The sequence below is a fragment of the Streptomyces bluensis genome, from assembly GCF_014650715.1.
Taxonomy (GTDB): Bacteria; Actinomycetota; Actinomycetes; order Streptomycetales; family Streptomycetaceae; genus Streptomyces; species Streptomyces bluensis.
This window is the reverse complement of the sequence record NZ_BMVM01000006.1, coordinates 361,214-385,472: the sequence shown is the minus strand read 5'-3', so window position 1 is coordinate 385,472 and position 24,259 is coordinate 361,214. Positions and strand designations below refer to the sequence as shown.

Genomic DNA, 24,259 nt, shown 5'->3' with positions numbered 1-24,259 from the left:
CATTTCACAATTTGCCGGTGATGACTCCGCGCCATGTCCACCCCGCGCCCAGGACGGTGTCCTGCAGGGGGTTCTTCAGGTCAGAGCTGTCGAAGCTGAACGTCTCGGTCGCTTCGAGGCCGCCGTCTTCGCCCCCGCCGAGCGTCCAGCGCTTCGAGACCGTCTGTACCTGGCCACGTTGGGCCTGGGCTGCGATGGCCAGACTGGGGGTGTCGCCGACCCACGTGACCTCGTATTCCTGGTCGAGGGAGCGGACTTCGTGCTTCTCCGAAACCAGCCGCATACGGACCTGGAACACTCGACTCACCTGAGTGCGGACGAAGAAGGTCTGCCAGGCAGGGTCCAGGATGCGCCACTCGGCCACGAGGTCGGCGCCCTCCTCGCGGCCGTCCCGGATGACGTACGGGACGTCAGGACTGTTGAGGCCGAGCAGAGCCGCGTGAACCTCAGCGGCGGGTCGCGGGGCGACACCGTCGGCGGGGCGCTTGGTTCCGGTCAGCTTGTCGAAGAGACCCATGAAATCAACCTATGAAGAGTGGGATTGAGAGTGCAAGATCCGCCGTTCCCGCAGGACGTGCTATGAACCTGCGCTGGTGTCCGGGCGAACAGTGCGCACGAAGTCCTGGAAGTCGGATAGAACGGCCGGGTGTTGGGACGCGGTGGCAGTCAGGACCAGGCGGATCACCGCCCGCTGACGCCGATCGGCGACGTCCAGCATGGAAAGGTATACCTGGGACTGGACGAGGTCGCGGCGCACGCCGTTGATGACGGCCGAGACGCCCAGCGTCTGCGTGAAAGCGGGCGCGTCCGCGGAGCCGATCTCCCGGTGGCTGGTGACCACGACCGACGTGGCGGCCTGGCGCAAGCGCTCCACAGACGCCTGGGCGATCTCGGGTAGCGTCGCCTCATCCGGGCGGTACTCGCCGTCGATCGTGATGTTCGCGGTGAACCCGGCGTCCGGTTGCGGATGCAGCGCGACGAATGCCGCGGCCGGTGCGCCGACTTCATCCGGCGGTGCGGCCCGCCAGCCTTCCGGCAGTTGGAATTCGATCGGTACGGGCAGGGTCGTGGGCATCTCGGTCTCTCCCTACTACAGCAATGGCTCTGTGGAAAAGTGCATCAGAACAGGCTGCCGATCGCATCGCCGACCGCCCCGGCCGCATCACCCACGGCATCGGCCGCATCGCTCGCCGTGTCGGCGATCTTCCCCGGATCAACAGTGACCTCGAAGCCCACCTCGCCGCCGAGCCCGAGGGCGGCGCCCGCCTTCGCACCGATGTGCCACTTGCCGTCTGCACCCTTGCCGAGAGTCGCCTCGGCCTCGGCCCCGATGCCGGCCCAGCCCTCGGCTGTCCCTCCCACTCCGATGCCCCCGATGTCCGCGCCCCCCGCAGCGCCCGCCTTCGCGCCGGCGAACGCCTCCGCTCCCGCATGCAGCCCGTCGAGACCAGCCCCGACGCTGGCGCCGGCCTCGGCGCCCGCCTTGGCCTCCGCCCGTCCGTACATGCCCACAGGGCCGACATCGGCGCGGCCGTTGGCAGAGGCTTCGCCACCTGCGAAGGCGCCGACCTCGCCCTTGATGCCCTCGTTGGTGATGCCGCCGGCCGCGGAGACCTTGGCACCCGCGTAGGCTTCGGCCGCCCCGGTGAGTTTCATGGGGCCGTTGGTGAGCGAACCCTCCGCGCTCGCGCGGCCGAGGTCGGCATGCGCCTGGGCCTCGCCCAGCTTGCCCGCCCCGGTATCGGGCCCGGTGACCGACGTCCCGACGCCAGGACCGGAGGCTTCAGCCTTGCCTTCAGCGACCCATCCGTCGGTCTTCGTGGGGGCGTCCTTCTTCAACTCGGCCGCGCGGGTGGCCTTGGCGTCGTCGAGGGAGGTGACGATCTTGGAGTTGAAGTCGCTTCGGCTTCCGCCGAGGTCGCGGCGCAGGGCCCAGCAGGCGGTCTCGTCGGCGTCGGCGGCGCGCTGCAAGACGCCCTCGATACGGCGAGCGAATGCCTCGCAGGTTTTCTGTTGTTCACGGATGGCGGCCTGGCCATCGGGGTCATGACGGGCGCCGGTGTCCTGGGAGAGGTCGTAGCGTGGAGTGACGACCCCGGTGGTGCTGACGTGGAGGTCCTGCTCCTTGGCCTCGACATCAGCGAGGTGGTGGAGATCGTCCCTGGCCTTCTTCAGCTCCGCGTGCAGTGATGTGAGAACGCCCGCGATGCCTTTCGCCTCCTTGTGGGCGTTCTCGAACTGCTGCTGCGCGGCACGTATGTCGTTGTCGGCCTTGGCCACCGTCAGAACCGGCTGGGTCCAGCCGGCCTGCTGGAAGGGGCGGGCGACCGCATCGCCGTAGGAGGTGTGCAGCCCCTTGAACTTGGTGGCGGTCTCCTGCCAACGGTCGGCAGCGGCTTTGAGGTTGCTGAGGTTGAGGTGGTACAGCTGCTCGTACGTCGGCATGAGCTCGGCGATTCCCCCGTGGAGTCGTGAGTCGTGTCAGGCTGGTTCTGCGGCGGTGGCTCGGTGGAGAACCCGGCTCAGCCGAAGTCGCTTGCCAAAGAGTGCATGGTCTGCGTGTTCGCGGCTTCGGTGCGCTGATACAGCACTCCCGAAGCGCCGCACTGGTTGGCGAGGTTGTCGCAGTCGGCAGCGAGTGCGGAGACCTGAGCCGACCACGTCTCCGCCAGACCGGTGAGCGCCCCGCCCAGCCCGCCGTCCCAGTTGCCGCTACCGAAGTCCCGGGCTGCGGAACGTGTCTCGTCCGCCGGATGAGCGCCGGCGGTTCGCGTCTGCCCCTCGATCTCCCGCGCGCCGGCGCCCGCACGATTGAGCGCTGCAGGATCCTCGATTTCTGTCCCGACCGACACGCCATATCCCCCATGTCACTTTGCGTTCCGTACCGAGCGGAAGAACATCCATTTTTGACGCGAGCACGCCGAAAGTGAGTATAGCCCCGGCTACACACGGAGTTGAGTGAGCGCCCTCAGCAGGACATACGCTGCCGGCCCGACCCCTGCAATGTCGAGTATTGCTGCGCTGCGCAGAACCACCGAAGGTTCATGCAGGGCTAAAGCTTGGGCTGGATCTGGGCCTGGACCCAGCGCCGGAAGCAGGCAGGCCGCTACCGATCACTGCATACGTGCAGGAGGTCTGGCAATCAGGTCGTACGATCCAACTGGCCGCGCTTGACTCCGTCGAGGAAGGCTGCAAACGCCTCGCCGGTGACAGCCAGAAGCGGCCCCGGAACCACCTTCGAGTCACGCACGCCAACGGACCGGCCGCCACCGAAGGCCACCTCGACGCAATCACTGCCAGCCCCGCCGCTGTGCGAGGACTTGAACCAGGCGCGCTCGCCTATGTTCCCGCCATGTGCGGTCATCATGACTCCCTGCCTGCGCGCTCCGTGAAGTCCTTGATCAGACTCTCAAGTAGCCGCGTGGTGTCGCTGCTGCTCAGCGCCTGCGATCGCAGGTACTCGAACACCACCCTATGCCGCTCCAACTCGGCATCCTTCTCCAGGTACAGGGCTCCACTGAGATTACTCATGTGCACCACGTCGAGCGACGGCTCCGGACCTCGGATGATGATGAAGCCCGTACTCTCCGCCGCGTGAGCTCCGGCATCGAACGGGAGCACCTGCAACGTCACATGCGGGGACCGACCACTCGTGCGCAAGTGCTGAAGCTGCTCGGCCATCACGGCAGGCCCTCCGACGCAGCGACGCATCACCGCTTCATCGACGATCGCCCAGACATGCGGTGCCGTCTCCCGCTTCAGCACCTCCTGTCGCTTCATCCGTACGTCCACCATCCGCTGAATGGCGTCTTCGTCGGCCCTGGCTTCCACCGCCCTAATGACGGCGGTGGCGTACGCACGGGTCTGGAGCAGGCCGGGCACGTACGTATTAGCCCAGTGACACTCCTCGACAGCCTCATCCTCAAGGGTCAGGAACGGCGTGATCCACTCGTGGATCGCGTCGCCGTATCCCTTCCACCAGCCCTGCACCTTGGCTGACTTGGCCAGAGCAACGACCGCTTCACGCTCATCGTCCCTCGCGTCGTAAGCACGACACAGGCCTTCCACCACGATCCACTTGACGGGCCCCTTGTTGGACTCGTAGCGATTCACCGTGGCCCGCGAGACGCCGACAGCCTGCCCAGCAGCCTCCAACGTCATTCCCTTGCGATCGCGCAGCCTGCGAAGCTCAGCTCCCAGTTGGCGGCGGCGAGTTGTCGGCCCCACTGTCACGCCCTTCCGTATGTGCAGATCGCGCCATTGTCCCGGTCACGGCGAAGGCCTTCAACGTCAGCAGAGCTCACCGCAGGCACTCAGAGAAGTTCTTCATGAGATTCACACGGCGAGATGAACAGTGCCATACTTCAGTGGTGCGCTACGCATAGCGATCACTTGATGACTCTGTGCACCCTTACGCGTCCCTGCCCGGAAGCTCCTGGAGCCGTGCATGACGACCCGAGAACCCTCCGACCTCCGCATTGGCACCCACGATCCCTTCCGCCTCCCTCACGAGTCCTGGCGCCGGCTCAACGGCCTGGCCTGCGTTCGCTGCGGCGGAGGACGTGGGCTCCGCCCCGGCGGACACGCGTATACGCAGCACCCCGACGGAGGCCGGCTCGGCTGGGCCGTGCAGATCTGCGCCGACTGCCGGGACTCCTCCAAGGCCGCTGATAGCAAAGGGAGTTGACACCATGACCAACCTCATCCTCCGCACCCTCGACGCACTCAACGTCCTCTTCGCCCCGCGCGGCCGTCACCGCGCCGGACACACGCCACCCAACCCCGTACGCCGCCAAGAACCGAGCCGCGCGCTCCGCCGAGCCCCCGGTCCCTACGCCACCGACGCGCCTCTCGACGGAACCGCCACCCCACTCGTCCGCCCCTACGTACTCACCACCGAACAACGCGCCCAGCGTCGAGCCGTCCGGCTGACGACGCACGGCATGGATATCGACTCCCTCCGCATCCACGGAGTGGGAGTCGTCTGATGAACCTCACGGAAACGGCCGGAACGGGGGACGAGCGAGACCTCCCCGAGGAGCCCGAGCCCCGCACCCGCTTGCTCCCCTGGACCGGCTCCCTCGGCCAGCGCTGCTACCTCATCGAGGACGACACCGGCAACGGCACCCTCTCTCGGATCGCCAACCGCGTCGAGACCGTACAACTCGGCCTCGCAGAACAGCTCCACGAACAGGCCTGGGACGTACTCACCACACCCACCGCCCCCACCACCAAGATCCGACGCCTCGCCGAACAACTCGCCCAGGCACTCGCCGACACCCTTCTCATCGCCGAAAGCCGAGGCGCACGACTCCAACACCCCACAGCTCCACCGCCCGCCCCTGCTGCTGCTGCCACACTCACCGACTACGAGGGGATCGTTACGTCGGCCATCGGTCAGGACGTGGGCGAGCCCATCCAGCGGACCTACGACGACTACACGCCCGGCCCGACACCGAAGGAATCGACGGCGTACGACCAGCGGCCCGAGTCGCGGAGTTTCGACCAGCGGATGTCCACGGCCGAGACGGCCACCCAGAAGAAAGTGCGAGAGGACTTCGGGTGACCTACGGCAGACGCGACGGAACACGACACACACGAGGGCTCGTATGAGTTCATCGAGCAGGGGTTCCGTTTGCCACCACGCGCTCAGAGCCCGCATGCCCGATGGCCACGGCCCAGGGCGAGTGTCACTGTGTGGTCCAAGACGATCAGCGACGCTCGCCCAACTGCTTGGCAATTCTTGGCGCTCTGGCCCCGATGGAGCCCCACAGCGCGATAGCGGAAATCTGCGCCGCGTCCGGTCGGGTCCACGTCACAACTGTCCCCCGTCGAAAGAGAGATCGCGGCGGTAACGCTCCGCCCCGGAGATGAGGTAAAGCTGCGGGGGATGTGGCAGACGGTCCGTGGTGTCCGGGGAGAGCGGTCTCCCTCCGGCGGGTTCGTCATGGTGCTGGGACTGAATGGCGGCCCCGCAGTTCGGGTGGACGCAGGCACACCAATAACCGTACGGAGCGCAGCGCGGCGGAGAGTCAGTGTGACAACCCCGAAAACGTGGGAGCCTGAGACGCCAAGAGACGCTCAGCTACTTGAGCGCAACGGGTTGGACACCACGCTCCGAGCGCTGAGCACTACAGCCCATCCCGGCCGGAGGGCCCGCCGCGAAGTCAGTTGAACTGACGAAGCCCAGGCCGATCCGCCGGACGACCACCTCAATCTCCGGTGTTGCTCTAGGGGGCCGGCTCCACCGCCATGCCGATGAGGCTCAGGATGCCCACGGGGACGGCGACCACGACGGCGTAGCCCACCTTGTCGGCCACCTTCTGACGCCGCGAGGGCTCCCGACTGTGGGACTCCCGCCGCGGCTTTATCGCTTGGTACCCGAGGCCCGCGAGGATGGTCACGCAGACCGCGACCTGAAAGAGCTCGCCCACGATGCCCCAGAACCCGACCCGCTGAACTGTCTGCGGCTCAATCCCCTGTTGCGCGTCGAACTCGGTGCCATCCGGATAGTCGTGCCCGGTGTCCTTGAGGTGCACGTAGACGGCGTCGTCGGCGGTGCCGCCGTCCGGTGTGAAGTCCCCGTAACAGTCATAGTTGGAGTTCTTGCGGGTGTTGCTGGTGTCGATGCAGGTGTCCACCTTGTACGTGCCCGGGGTGCCGTAGAGCCCTGCGGACAGGGCGAGGTCGGCGGTCGCGGTGACGCACCAGAAGGCGGTCACGAGGGCGAGGATGCCGCCGCACACCCAGCCGAGTACGCGCATCAACCGCCCACCAAGATGTGCGGCTCCTTCTCCAAGAGCCTGGAGATACCGGCCTGTTCGGCAAGGACCCTGCGCTGCGGGTCAGCCTGGGAGCGCTCCTGCTCGTACTTCTCCCAGTCCGCTGGCTGCACGAAGAGCATGTCGTTGCTCACGGGCACGATCATGACGCCGCCGAAGGCCGGGTCACCGGCGAACCAGGCGCCGCCCTCCTCGGCCCCCTTCGGCCAGCGGCGCACCGTCGAGGCGTTGAGCGCGCGCAGAGACGGGGCGCCGTGCTGCCCACGCACCGACAGTCGGACGGTGTGCACATTGCCGATGTACTTCCACTCGGAAGCCTTTTTGGACACCCGGGTGCGGTACTCCAGGGGGTAGGTACGCAGCACCTTCTCGCACACCCTGAGCCGCGACCCATGACGCAGCCGTAGTGCCAGGAAGATCAGGACGAACAGAGCGGCCGGGACACCGAACGCGGGCAGGGCTGCGTCATAGCCGACCAGATGCGCTACGAACGGCACGGCGAACAGGGCCACGGAGAGCGCGAGACGCGTGGCAATGTGCCGGTACAACAGGGTGCGGTTGTGTTTGATTACCTGAGCAACGTCGGGTGCCACGGGCGGATTGTCCATGAGGTGCTTCCGTCCTTATCCGAAGTCATTGCGCATGGCCGCCTCGACCGAGCCCACTCGCGGCTTGTCCTTGTCCGGTGTCGGCACCGGCTTTGTCGGATCAGTGAACGTCAGCGTCCGGGCAACCCCAAGAAGGATGTCCCGATACACGTCCGCGAGATGGACAGCGGGCGTCACCAGCTGGACCACAAGGATATCGGGCGTGCCCGAGCCAGTAACCGCCACCGTGCCCTGCCACACGTCGCCACGCAATGGGCCTTCGGGGCTGTCGGGGTTCCTGCTCGGTGCGACAGTGCGCTTCTTCTCCTCCGCCAGGTAACCCAGGCCGCATGGCAGTTCAAGCGGGCGCATTCCGGTATCCGGTGCGTCGGCAGCTGTCCCCGCGAGACCGGCGATCACCAACTTTGCATTGTGGCCGGACGTCGGGACAGTGGAGATAGTGAGGGTGGACGTCACAATGCTGCCGTCGTCATCCGGATGGTAACCGACCGCGCACATGTGCACGTTCTGCGCATTGAGCGCGGTGACCATGCCCGCATAGAACTGCAGGACCTGCGAGGCCTGCGCCCGCTGTTCCAGGGGCAGCGTATTCAGCTCCCGGACCAGTTCCTCGATGCGCTCGCGCGGCGGATCGAGGTCCAACTTCGCGTAGCCGTGCGGAATGCCGTACCAGAAGACGGGCTTGGCCGCGCCGCTTGCGGCGGAGCCCGAGGGGGCGGCGGTCGTAGTCATGCTTCGTTCACCTCTCGGTTCGGCTACCTTGCCGCAAGGAGAGACCGGACGATGTCCGCCCCGGCCCAGGCTCCGGCTCCTGCCTTGGTGACTTCAGCCACATTGCCCGCCGTACCCTCCTCAGGCATTAGGTTCGCGGCGACGTTGAGGCCGTTCACGCTGATATCGGTCATGAGTTTGGCCGAGCCTGCGGCGCTCTCCCCTGCTGCCTGCCACGCCTCGTCCACAGCGGTTCTCGGGGCCGTGCGCAGCACGTGGCCGATTTCCCGCACGAACTCGGTTCCGACTTCGCGGCTCGTGACGCTGACGCCCATCTCCGCGGCGTCGGCGAGCCCGCCGCGGATACCGCGGGCCGCGGAACTCAGCGCCCTGCCGCCGGGCACCATACCGACGGCATCGCTACCTACGGAGGCCCAGGCAGAGAAGGTGTCCATGTTCCAGCCGAACTTGTCGCCCCACGGGAAGAAGGCATCCCGGAATTCCGGGTCGGAGAAGTTTTTACCCATGGACGCCGCGCTAGCAGCAATCGCGATACCGGCGAACAGCGGGGCAAGCGGAGTCGGAAAAAGCGCGAGCAAACCAGCAATAGCACCGATGGTGCCCGCGTGCTCCAACAGGAACTCGCCGACCGACTTGAGGATGTCGCCGACCTTGTCCCAGAAGCCCGGCTCGTCGGGGGCCTTCTTAGCTGAGCCGTCCAGGGCCTTGGCGACGGTTTCGGCGTCGCCGGCGTGTTCGGTCTCCAGTTCCTTGATCTTGCGGTTGAGCGACTCGTACTCGCTGTTGGCCTTGGTGAGGGCCGTGCTCGCCTCGTTCATCTCCCGCTCGGCGGAGCGCAGCCGCGCGGTCGCGGCGTCAGCCTCTTCCTCTGAGGGGAAAACCTGGTTGGCGAGTCTCAGGTCCGGGTGCTGGGCGGCCTGGTCGTACTCGTTCTTGGCCGTGTCGGCCGCGGCCTTCTTCTCGGCCATCGCGGCGTCGTACTTTTTCGCCAACTCGCGGTTGGAGGTCAGGTGCCCTTCCCACGTGTGCAGGTGGGTCGCGGCGCTACGCAGGGAGGAGGCGGCGTCCTTGATGTACTTGGGCAACTCACCATCGAGGGACTCGCGGAACTTCTCCGCAGCGTCGCCCTCCCAGTAACTGCTCTCGCCGGTGAGCTTCGTCAGCTGCCGGTGCGTGTTCTCCAGCGCCGTCGCGGCCGCGGCCACCTTCTGCTGCAGCTTCGTGACTTCGGCGGGGATGCCCGGTACGGGGTTCCAGCCGATGTTGGGGTACGGGTTCGCGGCCATTACTTACCGCCCCCGACGCCACCTGAGGTGCTCTGGTCCGCGATCTGCTTGAGGGCCTTCTCCAGGGCCTCCTCGACCTCTTCGTAGCCCTTCTTGTTGGACTCAACGCCCTTTTTGATCGCGTCGATCATTTCCTTAGTCTTGTCGGAGCCGTACTTCCACTCCTCCTGGAACTTGTCACAGGCCTCATCGAGCCGAGCGGTGCCAATCTGGTCGGCACGCACGTGGTCGAGGGCGGACCGCGCCTCGTTCAGCTCGTCGACGCATCTCTCCAGACTTGTCAGGAACTGCTGGAGTTGCCCAATGTCCGTCTTGAAGTGTTCCCCCATGGGCCGGATTCTCCCCGATCGGCTCTGGATACATCGGCCCCGGACGACTTAAATGATCGCCCAAGCCTCCTTGGCACCCTACATGCACTCACAGACATTCCATACCCAGTCCCCGTGACCCCACGGCTCTGCGGAAAACTGCCACAGGAGCACCTCAGGATTACCACCTGCGTGTGACGTAAGCCCATCCATTGAGGATGCCGTCGTCACAGTGGTGCCATGCAGCCAGGCAGAGTTTACGCAGAGGGGGATCCCTCTCGGGCTGCCGCGCTCTGTCGATCAGCGTGGGAATTCACCCGAGGCTACTATCCCTGGTGCGGGGGCTGTTGGGCATAGGGATTGGGGTGCTGCAGGGGCTGTCCAGGAGGGGTGAGGTGCCTCTGATTCGGGGCTGTGGCGGGGTATTGCTGTTGAGTGGGTAGCTGAAACGGTTGTTGGGGCGGATAGCCCAAGCTCTGGGGGTAAGTTCCGCTGTGGGGACCAGCAGAGCCAGTGCCGGAAGTCCGGCGCCTGCGGATTACTGTGAAGACGATGACGGCGGCACCTACGGCTCCGAGGCCGATGATGCCAACGGCAAGGGCGATGGCGCCCATTGGGGGTCCCTTCTCGTTATCAGGGTGCTTCGCTGCCCTCTACTTGTCCTCGGAACCTGCTCGGGCAATTAGCCAAGACCAACTTGCCCAAGCCTTCATACGCGAAAGACGGGCAGGGATGCGCCCTCCTCCCATGGATGGAGAGTTACTCCTACTGCCCCTGGTGCGGGGGCTGTTGCGCGTAGGGGTTGGGGTGCTGCGGGGACTGCCCCGGAGGAGTGGGGTACCCCTGACTAGGAGCCGAGTTGGGGTACGGCTGGTGGCCCATCGGGGGCTGGGGCGGGTAGCCCGTGCCCTGCGGGGGGATTCCGCCGCCGGGGCCAGGACCGCCGTTACGGCCGTTGCGGCGGCTGCGGATTACCGCGAAGAGGACGGCAATGACGATCACGACCGCCGCGATGCCGGCGATGAGGAAGATGCTCCCGGAGGAAGACTTCTTCTCCTCCTCCTGGGCCTGGTTCGTGCTGTCGTTGTCCTCGGAGGCCGCACCGGAGTTTGTCGACGTGGATGGCGAGGACTGAGCCAAGGGGCCCTGCTTGGAGCCCTTGGGGATGTCCATCGTCAAGGCCGAGTACGGGCGGATCAGGCCGTAGCCGTACTCCTCGTCCGGCACCTTCTTGACATCGCGATCAAGGAATGTGGCTGACTTGATCAGGCGGTTGATCACCTGGCCTGCGGTGAGGTCGGGGTATTTGGCGCGGACCAGTGCAGCGGTGGCAGAGACGTATGCGGTTGCGTCAGAGGTCCCGGTTCCCTCTGAATACCCACTGGACTGACTAGGATCGGCCTCGACGATGTTGACACCGGGAGCAGTGAGTGTCACTCCTGCTCCGTAATTGGAGTTATCCCAGACCTTCAACGACTCGTCAACTGCACCTACGGCTACCACTCCTGGAAGTTTCGCAGGATAAGGCAACTCTCCAACTCCATCATTTCCAGTACCTGCGACAACAACAACGTCATGCTGCTGCGCATACTCGATGGCTTTCGCACCCTCAGAGCCAGGATTCGCGAGGGAATCAGTGAACGACAGGTTGATCACATCTGCACCCTGATCAACCGCATATCGAATTCCGCCAGCCCATTGATCATCATTGAAATCGTCAACGTCGGCAGCTTTGATGGGGAGAATCTTGGCCTTCGGCGCTAGACCGATGACGCCTGAGGAGTTGCTAGGCCCATGCCCCCGACCCGCGATGATGCTAGCCATACCGGTGCCATGACCATCGGGGTCATTTTGCGCGTCGCCGCCGTTCCCAGTGACATCTTTACCCTTTAGCACCTGCCCGACCAGATCAGGATGGCTTCCGTCCACTCCAGTGTCCACAACTGCAACCGTGACACCTTGGCCTTGCGACTCTGACCAAACCTTCTCGAAGTTGATGACATCAATGACCCACTGCTTGTCTCGGATGTAGTCCGCTGAGGCAGTGGGGGCTGAAGTGAGGAGCAAGGCTCCTGTCAACGCCACGACGCCTGTCGTGGACCAGACTCGCTTGAAACCCAATTCCTTGCTCCTCACTCAGCTATGGCCGGGATGCCAGCCGTCATCTAGGCGCAAACGACGGCATTCCGTCTGGCCTGCTTGCGTGCTTACTCGATCGTCCGCGGTACGTTTCGGTTACGGTCCTCTTCCGAGATCCAGGTCTCTTCATCCTCGACCAGGTAGTCGGGACGGTCGCCCTGGGTGTTCTCATCCTCGGACCGTCGGCCCTTGCGGCCGCCCACGCCACCGGCTCCACCAGCCATGGCGCCGCGCTGCGTTCCACCACGACTTCCGTGCAGGCCTGCACCGCCGCCCGCGCCCTTGCCTGTGACACCCTTGGCCGCGCCGACCACACCGCCACGAGACCTCGCAAGGGCTCCGCGGCCGCCAGCACCGGCACCACCGCGCCCGGCCGCGCCAGCTCCAGCGCCGCCCATACCGCCCATACCGGCTCGGCCCCCGGCACCGCGACCTGCCGCAGCGCCGCCACCAGCCAAACCTCCGCGACCGCCCGCGACTCCGATACCGCCGCGTGCAGCAGCACCCCGCCCAAGGCCGGACGTTCCGCCAGGAGCCACGACACCCGGCCCCTGAGCCCCGCCAGTACCGCCACCACCAGCGCCCCCGCCGACTCCGGCAGGACCCGCGCTAGGGCCAGTTCCCGTCAGGCCTGGGGAAATGCTGTCTACCTTCGTTCGGGCCGTCGGGAGCTGGGAGCCTCCTGTGATACCCGCATCGCGAGGCACCACAGGGGCCGGCTTGACGCTACCGGTGGGACCTGCGCTCCAAGGCTTGTTGCCCACACCACCTGGACCCGGTCCTCGCCCCGAAGGGGTCGGCACTGCAATCGGAGGAGGCATCGTCGTCTCATTGTTCGGGGGCGTGATGCCTTCCCTCTCGTTGATCCGCCCACCACTCTTGAGATTCTTCGAGTAGACCTGGTAGTTGGCCGCCAGCTCCTCCATCACCGCCACGGCCTCAAGCCGCCGTTCCATCTGGAGCGACAGGTTCTTCTCGTTGGCCTGGGCGACGGTGTCAGCGCTGGCGCCTGCCGCCAGGTCCCTCCTCATTTGGGAGTCGTCCCGCCCATCGTCATTGAGCCTGTCGCTCGCGCGCTCGGCCCTAGACGGCTCCTCGATCTTCTCCATCTTGGTGATGGCAGCATCAAGGTCCTTGCTGATGGCGAAGAGCTGCTCCGCGGTGAAGTTGGCGTGCGCAGCGCCATTTCGGATCTGGACCCCGATCTCGTCGGCCCTCCGCTGGAAGGCCTCAGCAGCTTCGCCTTCCCAATGCTCCCGGACGTTCTCCACCGCGGTCTTGAGCAATCCGGCGATGCTGCCGTTTGCCGACTCCGTGTCCACGCCGCCGGTCTTGCCGTCCCCGTCGCCCCCGGAGAGGATTTCGTGGACCTTCTTCCAGTGACTGCCAACCGTCGAGATCGTCCCGGGATCGGAGTCGAGGATCATCCCACGCAGGCCGTTGATCGAGTAGGACATGAAGTCCGTTTTGAAGGCCGAGCGGTCAATGCCCTCGCCATTGTGCGCGACCCTGTCGGACTCCAGGAGGCGGTCGCGCTCTCTTTGCTCCCCCGTCGCCCTTTCCTGCTGCTCTCGGGCGGTCCGGCCTTCTACATTGTCTACGTTGTCCCCGGCCATGCTCTACTCCCCTCGTTGGTGCCGCTGCTCTTGGACCTCACCCACTACACCATCGCGTCCCTCGTGGAGCCGCCCGAGCCGCCCGAGCCACCCCCCACGCTCGTCTGGATCTCGTGCTCCTCGTTGTTGTACTTGTCCCGGACCTTCGAGGTTTTCGTGCCGAAGTCATCGATCAGCTCGTGCAGCTTCTTGATGATCCCCTCGATCTTCGCCTTCATGTCGGCCTGAGCCCCGTGCAGGTCCCTGGCCTCTGTGAACCAGCAGGACTGGCCGAAGGCATCCATCGGGATCTCCGTGTCGTACCTCGACGTGGTGCCGGCCTTGTCCATGTCGTCCAGCAAGCGCCAGAGCCTCCGGATGACTTCATCCAGCGCGCTCAGATCGACCCGCATTCCGTCGCTCATACCCCGTTGTCCTCTCCCCTGTTTCCAAGTTGTCGGCACCACCCCCGGTGCCAAGCCATGGCCTAGCTCAGCCGCCCAGTGCGTCGAGGCCGACCAACCCGCTTGCTTCTCCAGTCCCGCACAGCCACCCCGCTTCCCGCAACCACCAGGGCGAGGACAAGGCCCGTGCCCAGTACGTAAATCGCGACTCGGCGGTCTTTCTCCGCCTCGCTCTCGCCCATGGTGACTGCCATGGGGACGACTCCGCTCGACCGGATGGCCCTCGGCGGGTCCGGTTGGGGGGAGTTGCCCGGGGTGGAGTCGTCCGAGAGGGCGGCTACCGGGTCGACGACGCCCCAGCCGGTGAAGGGGTTGTGGTCGCTGCCCGGGCGTTGGGCGGTTTCCTGGATGCGGGTGGCGATCTGGGACGCCGACCAGTCCTCGTGCTTGTCTTTCAGCAGGGCCGCGACGCCCGCGACGTACGGGGCCGCGAAGCTCGTGCCGTCGGCGGTGCACTGGCCGCTCTCCGGGACAGTGGAGACCATGCCGACGCCGGGTGCCGCGACGTCCACGAAGTCGCCGGCCTGTGAGAAGAACGCGCGTTCGTCGTTGCGGTCGGAGGCGGCCACCGCCAGGACGCCCTCGTACGAGGCGGGGTACGTGTCCGCCAACTTGCCGTCGGCTCCGTCGTTGCCCGCCGCCGCGATGACCAGGGCGCCCGAATCCACGGCGGCCGCCACGGCGTTTCGCAGCTCCGTGTTGTCCTGCCTGTTCGCGGTGTCCGAGGAGATGTTGATGATCTCCGCGCCCTTGGCGACCGCTGCGTTGATCGCCCGGGACATGGTCCGCGAGTTGCCCTGCCCCTCTTCCCCCTCCCCACCGGTGTAGCGGTAGGAGAGGATCTTGGCCTCCGGTGCGATGCCCTCGAAGCCCGTGCCGTTGATCGGCCGGGCGGCGATGATGCCCGCGACCCTGGTGCCGTGGCCCTCGATGTCCTGGGTGCCGTCACCGGAGCCGACGAGGTCGTCACCGCCGGAGGCCATCGCGCCGCGCAACTGAGGGTTGGAGTCGTCGACGCCGGTGTCGATCACCGCGACCGTGACGCCCTTGCCCGTCGCCTGTTCGCGCAGCTGGTCCAGGAGGATCCGCTGGAGTGACCAGGGTGTGGACGGGATCACCTTGCCGCCGAAGACGCATTCCGAGCTGGCCGACAGGCCGAAGTCCGTCGTACGGCCGGACTTACCGGAAGTGCCGGAGCCATCAGAACTGACCGCGTCAGCGTGTGCCGGCGTGATCGGCACAAGGCACATTCCTGTGACCGCGAGCACGCCAAAAGCCCGCTGCAGTGCGCGGGTTCCACTCGCGTGGCTACGCGAACGGGCTGTCAGGCCCCCCATGTCAGGCCCCCAGGGCTTCCTTGCTTCCTTCGAAGCTGGGTCATGTTTCTGTGGTTGTGCGTTGCGTGTTGTGATGCGTTGCGATGTGTTGTGAATTTGTTCCAGGGAGCGTGGAGATTCCCTGGTCCTGCTGTGCGCGGCCCTGGACACGGGGTCGGCCCAGCCGACGCTGTGGCGTCGGCTGGGCCGATCCGTCTCATGCCATGCCCCTCGGGACGCCGACGGCTCAGCCCCAGGTCGAGGCGTTGCTCTTCTCAGTGGCCTGGTAGTTCTCGGCGGCGCTCTGCAGCGCCGTGGAGATCTTCAGCAGGGTCGTGTGCAGGTCCTGAGCGGTCTGGTCCCACTCGCGCTGCTTGCGCTGGTAACCCTCCTGCGCCTCACCTTCCCAGGTGTTGGCGACGCGCTTGACGGCGGCCTCAAGGTCGTCCAGCTGCTGCTTGATGCGACCGGCGGTCGTCTTCACGTCCGTGGACGCGTTGGTGATGGTTGCGTAATTGACGAGGATCGACATCGTCGCTTCCTTTCAGGAAGATGCGTTGGAAGTCTGCCGAGGCCGACGACACCGATGTGAATCGGTGAGAGTCTGCGAGAGTCGGCCTGAATCAGCGTGGAACGGTGGAGATCACGCAGGGAGGAGCCGGCGAACTGCACTCATGCGGCAGTCCTGCGGCTCGATCAGCCGAAGTCCGACATGATCTTGCTGATCTCGGCGTTCTGCTGCTCTTCCGAGGCGGAGTAGTTGCTCCGCGTGGAGTCCACGGCTTCCTTGATGTCGTTGAGGATGTCGCTCATCTTCTTCGCGTCCGCGTTCCAGCGCTCCTGCAGCTGGTGGTAGGACTTGGCCGCCTGGCCCTGCCACCCGCCCGCGATCTGGTCGATCACGCCGTTGAGGCGGCGGATCTCGCCCTGCAACTGACCGTTCACGGTGTTGATGTCACCGGAGAGCTTGGCGAGTTCATCCTCTGTTACCCGGAACTGGCCGGCCATGTTGAACCTTCCCCCATGTTGTCGTTGATCCGGGAAACCGCACTGGTGCCCGGAGAAGCTTCACACCCTAAGAGTGTTGTAAGCACTCTATCGTCCGCCTGTCGCGCATCCACAGGCAAGAGCAATCAGTTACACGGCTCACACACTTGAGCGATCATTCCGTGACACAACCGCCGTCTTACATTCAAGTGCCTCTGGCGGCAAGCCCGTTGGGCGCCTGAGCGCAAGCCCGTTCGGGCGTCCGTACAGGCCGTTGTCCCCTCGCGTTGGCCCGCTCGCCAGCACCACGCAAGCCAGTGGCCGGTCAACCACAAGCCCGTTGACCGGCCACTGGCCCTACGGCCATATCTCTCCTGCCCTACGGCCGCGCCTCGCCGGCCCCGCAGCCACTACCGCACCGGCCCCGCAGCCACTGCCTCACTGGCTCTGCGGCTGTGCCGCGCTCCCCGTGTCCAGCGTGGGCCCCTTCGGGATGAACGTCGCCCACGTCTTGGGCACGATCGCGGGCTGCGAGACCTTCTCGTACCCCAGCCGCGTACGCGCCTTGTCCGTCTCGCTGGCCCCACCGTCCGTCGAGGGCGAAGAGTCGGAGGAACCGGAGGGGTCAGAAGGGTCGGAGGAACCGGTGCCGTTCCCTTCCCCTTCCGCCGCCGCCTCGCTGTCGTTGTTCGTCGGCAGCGAGTAACGCAGACCCGTGTCGGTCAGCAGGTACGTCGCGCCGCCGCCCGCCGCGCCGCCCGCGACCTCCCGGAACAGAAGCCCCGAGCCGGACGAGACGTACGCGCTCAGCGAGTCGGCGATGACCTTCTTGGGGTAGTCCGCACCCGCCCAGGCCGAGAGCTGCGGCTTGTTGTCCGGGCCGATCTTGCCGCTGTACACGCTGCACGAGGTGTTACGGGGCGCGTCGGTCTCCACCGCCGCGGGGTTGGCCTGCTGCGGAATCTCCTGGGGCCATCCCCTGTCGCCGTAGAACTTGTTGGAGCCGCCGCCGTTGGCCTCGATGATGGTCGAGGTGTCGGCCTTGATGTCGTCGATGTCGCCGTTCGGGTACGCCAGCTTGGCCTGGGGTGAGTACTTGAGCAGGTTGGCCACGAAGGGCGAGATGGAGGCCACCTCGTCCTTGAGGACGACGTAGTAGTGATCGCCCTGCGGTTCCTTCGCCTTGAGTACCCGGCCCACCGTCTGGGCCTCCTCGGGGAGTCCGTCGACCGAGGTCGTCCCACCGATGCCCGGAATCGTCGGGAAGGTGATGACGCCGCCTTCGTGGAGCGTGCGCAGCCACTCCTGGCTCACCGGCTGCGGCGTGGCACCGGTGCCGATGGCGGCGGCGCGCAGCTGCTCCATGGCGGTGTCGTCGAGACCGGACTGGCCGGACTGACCGGACCCGCCGCCCAGCGCGAACGCGTTGCCCTTGCCGTCGACCAGATATTCCTGCGAGGTCTTCGAGTCGATGACGTACAGGGCCTTCCGATTGTCGACCCTCCTGCTGTCATGCAGCACCTTGGCGTCGCCGGAGTCGAGGACGAAGACGGCACGGTCGATGGCGCGCTCCGAGCCGGGGGCCGGGCGCTCGCACACCGCCCAGGTCTTCGCCTTCTCCGCGTCGTCCTTGGCGGGCAGCCGGTCGGGGGCGTACGGGATGCCGAGCGTCGGGCCGTGCGGGATGCCGCTCTTGTCGATCTCCTTGCCGGGGACCTCGATGACGCTGCCCTTGCCCTTGTCGAGGAGGAGCTTGGCGGAGGCGTAGTTGAGGACGGGGTGCAGCGTCTTGGCCTTCGTCTCCTTGTCGGGGAGGACGACGTAGCGCGTCGTGGAGTCGCTGTCCACGATGATGTACTCACCCGGGGTGTCCCAGCCCTTGGGCGCCGTGGGCTTGATGACGCCCCAGGCGATGAAGCCGATCACCAGGATCACACCCACCGCGAGGCTGGGCATCACCGTACGAACGGGACGCGGCGCGCCCTCTTCGGAGCCTCCCGGCGACGGCGCCAGGAACGCCGCGACGGTGCGCTTGCGAGCGAACGTGTAGGCGGCTAGCTCGTCCCGACGCTGCTGTGCCATGGTCCCCGTGTCTCCCGTTATGTGGTGCTCGATCGTGTGTGCGCTGCTCGATCGCTGGTGACGTCTGATCGTTTCTGATCGTCACTGATGTACTTGGCGCCGCTGCTGATGCGTGACGTCCCTGGTGGTGCTCGACATCGCCGTGTGCTCACATTGCCGTGTGCTCACATCGCCGTGTGCTCACATCGCCGTGTGCTCGATCGTGCTCGAAAGGCCGCCTCGGCCGAGCAGGCACCGCGCAAGTATCCACGCACGCGCAGACGCAGGCACCTACTATGCACTGCATCGCGCGGCGACGATCCATCAGGTGTACGGCCGCCCCCGCATCTTCACAGAGCTTCACCACAGCGCTCCACCATGCGGGGCCCGTCCGTGAAAGGCTGGCCACCTGGGGTTTCGGTGTCCCCTGTGTCGCCCTGGGAGTCTCAGCGGGTACCGTGAGCCACTCGCACTGAGATGACTGGGATGTGGGCCATCGACGCCCCTGGCCCGTCACTGGGATCTCCAGTAGTCCGGCTGTCCGGCAGGTAAAAGGATCGCCGAGCCCCTGGATCTCGCCGGCGCACGGCCACTACTTCGCGAAAGGGATGTACCGGGGGATGAGCAGCGCTACGAGCACTCGGCGCGATCGCCGCGCACAGCAGCAACAAGGGGGTCCGGGCCGCAGACGCGCGTCGCGCCCACCGGCTCCCGCACCCACCGCCGCGTCGCCGCGTACGCTGCCCCGCCCGGGCGGTCTGGGTCCGGTACGGCTCCAGCAGCTCATCCTGGTCGAGCTCGCGGCCGCCGTCATGCTGGCCGCCTGGGCCACCGACGTGTCCTGGCTGCTGGCCCCGGCCGGTGCCGTGGCGGCGCTGCTGCTCCTGCTGGCGGTGCTGCGCCGGGGCCGCCGGCCGCTGCCGGAGTGGTACGAGACGACGCGTGCCCTGAGGCGCCGCAAGCGTGACGCCAAGCTGCCCGTCCCGCCCGGGACGGACCCGATGCTGGCGCCCACCGTGGAGTGCGACCCGGCGCTGCGGACGTACAGCTTCGTGTCCCGTGACGACCGTTCGATCGGCATGATCGGTGACGGGACGTTCCTGACCGCCGTGCTCTTCGTGCAGCCGGCGGACCAGCCGCTGCGTCCCGAGTCCGCCGGGCGGCAGCTGCCGCTCCAGCTGATCCAGGACGCCCTGGAGGTCGACGAGATCCGTCTCGCGTCCGCACAGGTCGTGCAGCACACCCAGCCGGCGCCCGCACCGCACCTGCCCGAGCAGTCGATCGCCGCACGGTCGTACGGCCCTCTCCAGGCGCGGGCCGGTTCTCCCGCCCTCCGGCTCACCTGGGTCGCCCTCAAGCTCGACCCGGAACTGTGCCCGGAGGCGGTCAAGGCACGCGGGGACGGCGTTCCCGGGTCGCAGCGCGCGCTGTTGCGAGTGGCGGACCAGCTGGCCAGCCGGCTGGCCGGGGCGGGCTTCAAGGCGACCATCCTGGACGAGAACGAGCTGGTGCAGGCGCTCGCGACGTCCAGCTGCCTGAACCCGCGGGCCAACGCTCAGCACAGCCAGGACGGGCGGACCCAGCGCCGTACGGTCGAGTCGGTGCGGACCTGGCGGGTCGACGACCGGTGGCACACCACGTACTGGCTGTCCCGCTGGCCGCAGTTGGGCAACGGCGGGGTGGCGCTGCCCGAGCTGATCACGCGGTTCACCTCGCTGCCGGTGCTCGCCACGACGTTCAGCGTGACCCTGAGCAAGGCGGGCAACCGGGGTGTCGCGCTCGCCGGGCACATCCGCGTCACCGCCCGTGGTGACAGCGAGCTCGGCCAGGTGGGACGCGAGTTGGAGCGGGCCGCGAGTGCCGCGAAGGTCGGTCTGGTACGCCTCGACCGGGAACAGGTTCCCGGCGCCCTCGCCACTCTGCCGCTCGGAGGTACGTACTGATGTCCTATCCCGCTTCGACCATGCCCCCCGGACAGGGACAGGTGCCGGGACAGGGGCAGCAGGGCCGGGCCGCCGCCTCCGGGCGCACGCCGGCGCACGTCGCCTCGCCCACCGACACCGGCATGATTCCCATCATCCGGCAGCCGCAGCCGGGGCAGCAGCAACGGCGCATCTTCAGCCCGGGGTTCGGGCTGCGCGGGCCGCGCCGCAACCGCCATGTCGTCACCGCCGACGAGCTCGCGGCGATCAGCATGCCGATCGGTGACGACGGCGTGATCATCGGCACCGACCCGGAGTCGCATCCGGCCGTGCTGGGCCTGTCCCGTCCGACCGCCTTCGACGTGGTCCTCGTGGGCGGTCTCTGGCTCGCGCAGGTGCTGGCGCTGCGCGCCGCCGCGACGGGTGCGCGTGTGGGCGTGGAGACCGGCCGTCCGCAGGCCTGGCAGCAGTTGGCCCAGGCGGCGGGCGGCGGCCAGCAGTGTGTGACGGTGTATCCGGTGGGACGGGTGCCCGCGCAGGGCCCCTCCGTATCGAGCCCGGTGGTGCTGATCCGGGACTGCGGCATCCGCCCGCCGCGCGGACGGGTGACCTCCCTGCCGTGGCAGGCCGTGGTGACCGTGCTGCCCTTCGTCGGTGAGCACGCGCCGCGGTGGCTGGCTCAGGCCGATCTGGTCGGGATCCAGCGCATCTCGCCGCAGGAGACCGAGGTCGTACGCGACACTCTGGGCATCCCGGACGAGAGCCTCCAGCATCTGCCGACCCTGCACGACGGCGTAGCCCTGTGGTGCACCCGTAAGCACCGCAAGTTCGTCATGACCGAACCCACGGACGCGGAGACGGGCCTGCTCGGCGTGGCCCGTCGTATGGACTGACGCGTCGTCGTCTCCATGAGCGCGGGGCGGGGCGAAAGGATTGCGCCCACGGGTGCTTTTCCGTACCGCGATACGAGTGATTAGTCTTCTGGTGATGCGGTGACGATCGCAGCCGCGTGGACTTGCCACCCGGTCCGCCCGGCCGCGACGACCACCAACTCAGCAACAGTGGCTGACCAGGAGGCATGCAGTGAACAGGGATCGGTCCGAGTACAACGGCGGCAGCCCGTCCTCGGACGGGGACGAGCCCGAGGTGGATCTGACAGGCGAGTTCGAAATCGTCTACACGCCTCCCGCCTGGTACGCCCAAAGTACGAGTACGCAGAGTGGTTCCGCCGGCGGCGGACAGCAGGACGCCGCGCAGGCGTCACCTCCACCGCCGACCGGGGCCCCCGTCGGGTCGCCCACCGGTCCACCCAGCGGGCCGCCAGGCGTTCCCGCGCCACCGGCTCCGGCGGCGCCGACTCCCGCACCGCAGGCTCCCGTTCCGGCGCAGCCGAACACCCAGGGCGCCCCCCAGCAGCCCCCGCAGGGTGCGCCCGGCGCGGGTCAGCACGACACGGGTCAGCACAGCACGGGTGGCTACGAGTTCCCCCAGCAGCAGTCCGGTCCGGGCGCTCCCCCGGCGACCGGCGGGTACGGCTACCCGCAGCAGGGGGGGTACGGCTACCCGCAGCAGGCGGGAGGGGCCGCGCCGCCTCCGTCGAACCAGGACACGTCGGGTGGGTACGGATTTCCTCAGCAGCAGGCGCCGGCCCAGCCCCCCGCCCCGGCCGCCTCGCCGGGCTTCCCCGTGCTGCGCCCGGTCGACGAGGACGCGCAGGGCGCCGCGCCCCAGCCCGCCACTCCGGCGGCGGGCGTTCCCGCACAGGCGACTCCTGAACACCCCGCCCCTGAACCGCCCGCCCCCGAGCAGCCGGTGGGCGAGCTGAACCATGCCGCCGCCGACGCCGAGGCGGCGAGGCTGTTCGGCGGTGCCGACGACGAGCCGGAGGAAGACCGGAGCGCCGAGGCGGAGTCGGGTGACTCCACCGGGTCCGTGTCCGGTGCGTCGGACAACGAGTCCGCGGACGGCCGTTCCGACGCGGACTCCTCCGCGCAGCCCGAAGCCGAGGCAGCGTCGGCGACCGCGGACGCACAGCCGGAGGCGGAGGCAGCGGCGGAGGCGGGGCCGGCGGCCGCCGCTCCCGGACCCCCCCCCCCCCCTCCCACACCTCCGCCCGCCACTCCCGGCCCCCCGCCCGCCGCACACGCTCAGCCGCCGCAGGCGCAGCCCGCTCCGCCCTCCCCCGCCGCCCCCCAGGGCGACCAGGGGCTCCCCCCGCTGCCGCAGGGCTATGTGCCCGCGCAGCAGCCCGTCCAGGGAGGTCCGCAGCAGGCGGGGTACCCCGACCCGCAGGCCGCGTCCGCCGCTCAGCCGGCCGGCTACGGCTACCCCCAGGCACCCCAGGCACCCCAGGTCCCCGGACAGCCGCAGCCCCCGCACCAGACACCGCCGCAGGGCACGTTCGGTCCCGCCCAGCCGCAGCCCGGGTACCCGGCGCAGGGCGGCCAGCAGCCACCGTACGACCCACGGCAGGCGTACCAGCCGGGGCAGCCCCAGCCCACGCACCCGCAGGCCGGTCAGCCGCAGGCCGCCGGGTACGGCTACCCGCAGGTGCCGGGACAGCCCCCGGTCCAGCCGCAGCACCCGGCGCAGCCCGGCTACGGCTACCCGCCCCAGCAGCCCGGCTACGGCTATCCGCCTCAACAGCCCGCGGAACCGCAGCAGCCCGCGCCCCAACAGCAGCCTCAGCAGGCGCCGCAGCAGCAGGCGCCCCAGCAGCAGCCTCCGGCGCAGCCCGCCGCCTACGGCAACCAGCCCGGCAACCAGCCCGGCAACCAGGGCTGGACCGCCCCGCCCGGCCCCCAGGCCGGACCCGGCGCTCCCCAGCAGCAGCAAGCCGCGCCCGGAACTCCGCTCGGTTACAACGCCGCGGTGGAGCTGTCCTCCGACCGGCTGCTGCGCAACCAGCCGAAGGCCCGCAAGAACAACCAGGGCCCGTCCCGCTTCAAGTTCGGCGCCAAGAAGGAGGAGCAGGAGCGGCAGCGGAAGCTGGGGCTGATCCGTACGCCGGTGATGTCCTGCTACCGGATCGCGGTCATCAGCCTCAAGGGCGGCGTCGGCAAGACCACGACGACCATGTCGCTCGGTGCCACGCTCGCCACCGAGCGCCAGGACAAGATCCTCGCGATCGACGCCAACCCGGACGCCGGCACCCTCGGCCGACGGGTGCGGCGCGAGACGGGCGCCACCATCCGCGACCTGGTGCAGGCGATCCCTCAGCTCAACAGCTACATGGACATCCGCCGCTTCACCTCGCAGGCGCCCTCGGGGCTGGAGATCATCGCCAACGACGTGGACCCGGCGGTCTCCACCACCTTCAACGACCAGGACTACCGCAGCGCGCTCGACGTGCTGGGCCGGCAGTACCCGATCATCCTCACGGACTCGGGTACCGGTCTGCTCTACAGCGCGATGCGCGGAGTCCTTGACCTCGCCGACCAGTTGATCATCATCTCCACGCCCTCGGTGGACGGTGCGAGCAGCGCCTCGACCACCCTCGACTGGCTGTCGGCGAACGGGTTCGCCGATCTCGTCCAGCGCTCGGTCACCGTGATCTCCGGTGTCCGCGAGACGGGCAAGATGATCAAGGTCGAGGACATCGTCGCGCACTTCGAGACCCGCTGCCGCGGTGTTGTCGTGATCCCCTTCGACGAACACCTCGCGGCCGGCGCCGAGGTGGACCTCGACATGATGCGCCCCAAGACCCGCGAGGCGTACTTCGACCTCGCCGCCCTGATCGCGGAGGACATCGCGCGGACCCAGCAGGGCTTCGGCAACCCGAACATGCAGTACCAGCAGCCCCAGCAGGGGTACGCACCCCAGCAGCAGCCCCAGCAAGCCCAGCAGCCCTACGGCCAGCCGGGTGGCGCCCCCCAGCCGGGGCAGGGCTGGCAGCAGCCCCCGCAGCAGCCCGGACCGGGCCAGGGATGGCAGCAGCAGCCCCAGGATCCGCCGCCGAACCAGGCGCAGCAGGGCTCCGTACCGCCCGGCTGGACACAGTAGTAGCGGACCGGACCGGTGACAACGACCGGTGGCAACGTCTGAGGGCCGGCACCTGCA

General features: G+C 67.6%; 23 protein-coding genes. 5 read left to right on the top strand and 18 right to left on the bottom strand.

Annotated features, from left to right (window positions below; all coding sequences use genetic code 11):
* Positions 1 to 4: 4 nt before the first annotated feature.
* The 6 genes from IE262_RS18580 to IE262_RS18555 form a co-directional block, all read right to left on the bottom strand.
* On the bottom strand, positions 5 to 517 hold the full coding sequence (locus IE262_RS18580) for a hypothetical protein (protein ID WP_189874951.1): 513 nt from the start codon (positions 515 to 517) through the stop codon (positions 5 to 7).
* A gap of 60 nt (positions 518 to 577) precedes the next feature.
* Positions 578 to 1,075 (bottom strand): hypothetical protein, encoded by a 498-nt coding sequence (locus IE262_RS18575; protein ID WP_189874949.1) that lies wholly within the window; start codon positions 1,073 to 1,075, stop codon positions 578 to 580.
* Between the two features lie 44 nt (positions 1,076 to 1,119).
* A complete protein-coding gene (locus IE262_RS18570) occupies positions 1,120 to 2,445 on the bottom strand; it encodes a hypothetical protein (RefSeq protein WP_189874946.1) in 1,326 nt (441 codons plus the stop codon).
* Between the two features lie 77 nt (positions 2,446 to 2,522).
* Positions 2,523 to 2,852 carry a hypothetical protein gene (locus IE262_RS18565; protein WP_189874944.1) on the bottom strand — a complete coding sequence of 110 codons (330 nt, stop codon included), beginning with the start codon at positions 2,850 to 2,852 and terminating at the stop codon, positions 2,523 to 2,525.
* Between the two features lie 290 nt (positions 2,853 to 3,142).
* Positions 3,143 to 3,367 carry a DUF397 domain-containing protein gene (locus IE262_RS18560; protein ID WP_189874942.1) on the bottom strand — a complete coding sequence of 75 codons (225 nt, stop codon included), beginning with the start codon at positions 3,365 to 3,367 and terminating at the stop codon, positions 3,143 to 3,145.
* Positions 3,364 to 4,233, bottom strand: a complete 870-nt coding sequence (locus IE262_RS18555; RefSeq protein WP_189874940.1) for a helix-turn-helix domain-containing protein — start codon at positions 4,231 to 4,233, stop codon at positions 3,364 to 3,366. The genes IE262_RS18560 and IE262_RS18555 overlap by 4 nt, the downstream gene beginning before the upstream one ends.
* Before the next feature lie 458 nt (positions 4,234 to 4,691).
* On the opposite strand from IE262_RS18555, the gene IE262_RS18550 reads away from it, so the two are divergent.
* Both IE262_RS18550 and IE262_RS18545 read left to right on the top strand, forming a co-directional pair.
* Entirely contained in the window at positions 4,692 to 4,988 is a 297-nt protein-coding gene (locus IE262_RS18550) for a hypothetical protein (protein WP_189874938.1), read from the top strand.
* On the top strand, positions 4,988 to 5,566 hold the full coding sequence (locus tag IE262_RS18545; protein WP_189874936.1) for a hypothetical protein: 579 nt from the start codon (positions 4,988 to 4,990) through the stop codon (positions 5,564 to 5,566). Before IE262_RS18550 ends, IE262_RS18545 begins: the two co-directional genes overlap by 1 nt.
* Positions 5,567 to 6,230: 664 nt before the next feature.
* On the opposite strand, the gene IE262_RS18540 is transcribed toward IE262_RS18545, so the two are convergent.
* From IE262_RS18540 to eccB, 12 genes are all read right to left on the bottom strand, one after another.
* Complete coding sequence (locus tag IE262_RS18540) at positions 6,231 to 6,764, bottom strand: hypothetical protein (protein WP_189874934.1); 534 nt, start codon at positions 6,762 to 6,764, stop codon at positions 6,231 to 6,233.
* On the bottom strand, positions 6,764 to 7,375 hold the full coding sequence (locus IE262_RS18535) for a hypothetical protein (RefSeq protein WP_189874932.1): 612 nt from the start codon (positions 7,373 to 7,375) through the stop codon (positions 6,764 to 6,766). Before IE262_RS18535 ends, IE262_RS18540 begins: the two co-directional genes overlap by 1 nt.
* Positions 7,376 to 7,405: 30 nt before the next feature.
* Positions 7,406 to 8,122, bottom strand: a complete 717-nt coding sequence (locus IE262_RS18530; RefSeq protein ID WP_189874930.1) for a hypothetical protein — start codon at positions 8,120 to 8,122, stop codon at positions 7,406 to 7,408.
* 23 nt (positions 8,123 to 8,145) lie between these two features.
* Positions 8,146 to 9,408, bottom strand: coding sequence for a putative T7SS-secreted protein (locus IE262_RS18525; RefSeq protein WP_229877323.1), 1,263 nt, complete (start codon positions 9,406 to 9,408; stop codon positions 8,146 to 8,148).
* The gene (locus IE262_RS18520; RefSeq protein ID WP_189874928.1) at positions 9,408 to 9,737 is read right to left on the bottom strand and encodes a hypothetical protein; all 330 of its coding nucleotides are present in this window, start codon (positions 9,735 to 9,737) and stop codon (positions 9,408 to 9,410) included. The genes IE262_RS18525 and IE262_RS18520 overlap by 1 nt, the downstream gene beginning before the upstream one ends.
* A 744-nt stretch (positions 9,738 to 10,481) precedes the next feature.
* Positions 10,482 to 11,837, bottom strand: a complete 1,356-nt coding sequence (gene mycP / locus IE262_RS18515; RefSeq protein WP_229877322.1) for a type VII secretion-associated serine protease mycosin — start codon at positions 11,835 to 11,837, stop codon at positions 10,482 to 10,484.
* An 86-nt stretch (positions 11,838 to 11,923) separates the two neighbouring features.
* Positions 11,924 to 13,471, bottom strand: a complete 1,548-nt coding sequence (locus IE262_RS18510) for a hypothetical protein (RefSeq protein ID WP_189874924.1) — start codon at positions 13,469 to 13,471, stop codon at positions 11,924 to 11,926.
* Positions 13,472 to 13,515: 44 nt separating this feature from the next.
* Positions 13,516 to 13,875: a hypothetical protein gene (locus tag IE262_RS18505; protein WP_134036752.1), complete on the bottom strand. Its 360-nt coding sequence runs from the start codon at positions 13,873 to 13,875 to the stop codon at positions 13,516 to 13,518.
* 62 nt (positions 13,876 to 13,937) lie between these two features.
* Positions 13,938 to 15,164 (bottom strand): type VII secretion-associated serine protease mycosin, encoded by a 1,227-nt coding sequence (gene mycP / locus IE262_RS18500; RefSeq protein ID WP_229877330.1) that lies wholly within the window; start codon positions 15,162 to 15,164, stop codon positions 13,938 to 13,940.
* 313 nt (positions 15,165 to 15,477) lie between these two features.
* Positions 15,478 to 15,762 (bottom strand): WXG100 family type VII secretion target, encoded by a 285-nt coding sequence (locus tag IE262_RS18495; protein WP_134036746.1) that lies wholly within the window; start codon positions 15,760 to 15,762, stop codon positions 15,478 to 15,480.
* Positions 15,763 to 15,926: 164 nt separating this feature from the next.
* Positions 15,927 to 16,238 (bottom strand): WXG100 family type VII secretion target, encoded by a 312-nt coding sequence (locus IE262_RS18490; RefSeq protein ID WP_134036743.1) that lies wholly within the window; start codon positions 16,236 to 16,238, stop codon positions 15,927 to 15,929.
* A 417-nt stretch (positions 16,239 to 16,655) separates the two neighbouring features.
* Positions 16,656 to 18,299 (bottom strand): type VII secretion protein EccB, encoded by a 1,644-nt coding sequence (eccB, locus tag IE262_RS18485; protein ID WP_134036740.1) that lies wholly within the window; start codon positions 18,297 to 18,299, stop codon positions 16,656 to 16,658.
* 599 nt (positions 18,300 to 18,898) lie between these two features.
* On the opposite strand from eccB, the gene eccE reads away from it, so the two are divergent.
* From eccE to IE262_RS18470, 3 genes are all read left to right on the top strand, one after another.
* Positions 18,899 to 20,221: a type VII secretion protein EccE gene (eccE, locus tag IE262_RS18480; protein WP_134036737.1), complete on the top strand. Its 1,323-nt coding sequence runs from the start codon at positions 18,899 to 18,901 to the stop codon at positions 20,219 to 20,221.
* Positions 20,221 to 21,093 (top strand): hypothetical protein, encoded by an 873-nt coding sequence (locus IE262_RS18475; protein ID WP_134036734.1) that lies wholly within the window; start codon positions 20,221 to 20,223, stop codon positions 21,091 to 21,093. The genes eccE and IE262_RS18475 overlap by 1 nt, the downstream gene beginning before the upstream one ends.
* A 190-nt stretch (positions 21,094 to 21,283) precedes the next feature.
* Positions 21,284 to 24,202: an SCO5717 family growth-regulating ATPase gene (locus IE262_RS18470; RefSeq protein WP_189874922.1), complete on the top strand. Its 2,919-nt coding sequence runs from the start codon at positions 21,284 to 21,286 to the stop codon at positions 24,200 to 24,202.
* Positions 24,203 to 24,259: the final 57 nt, after the last annotated feature.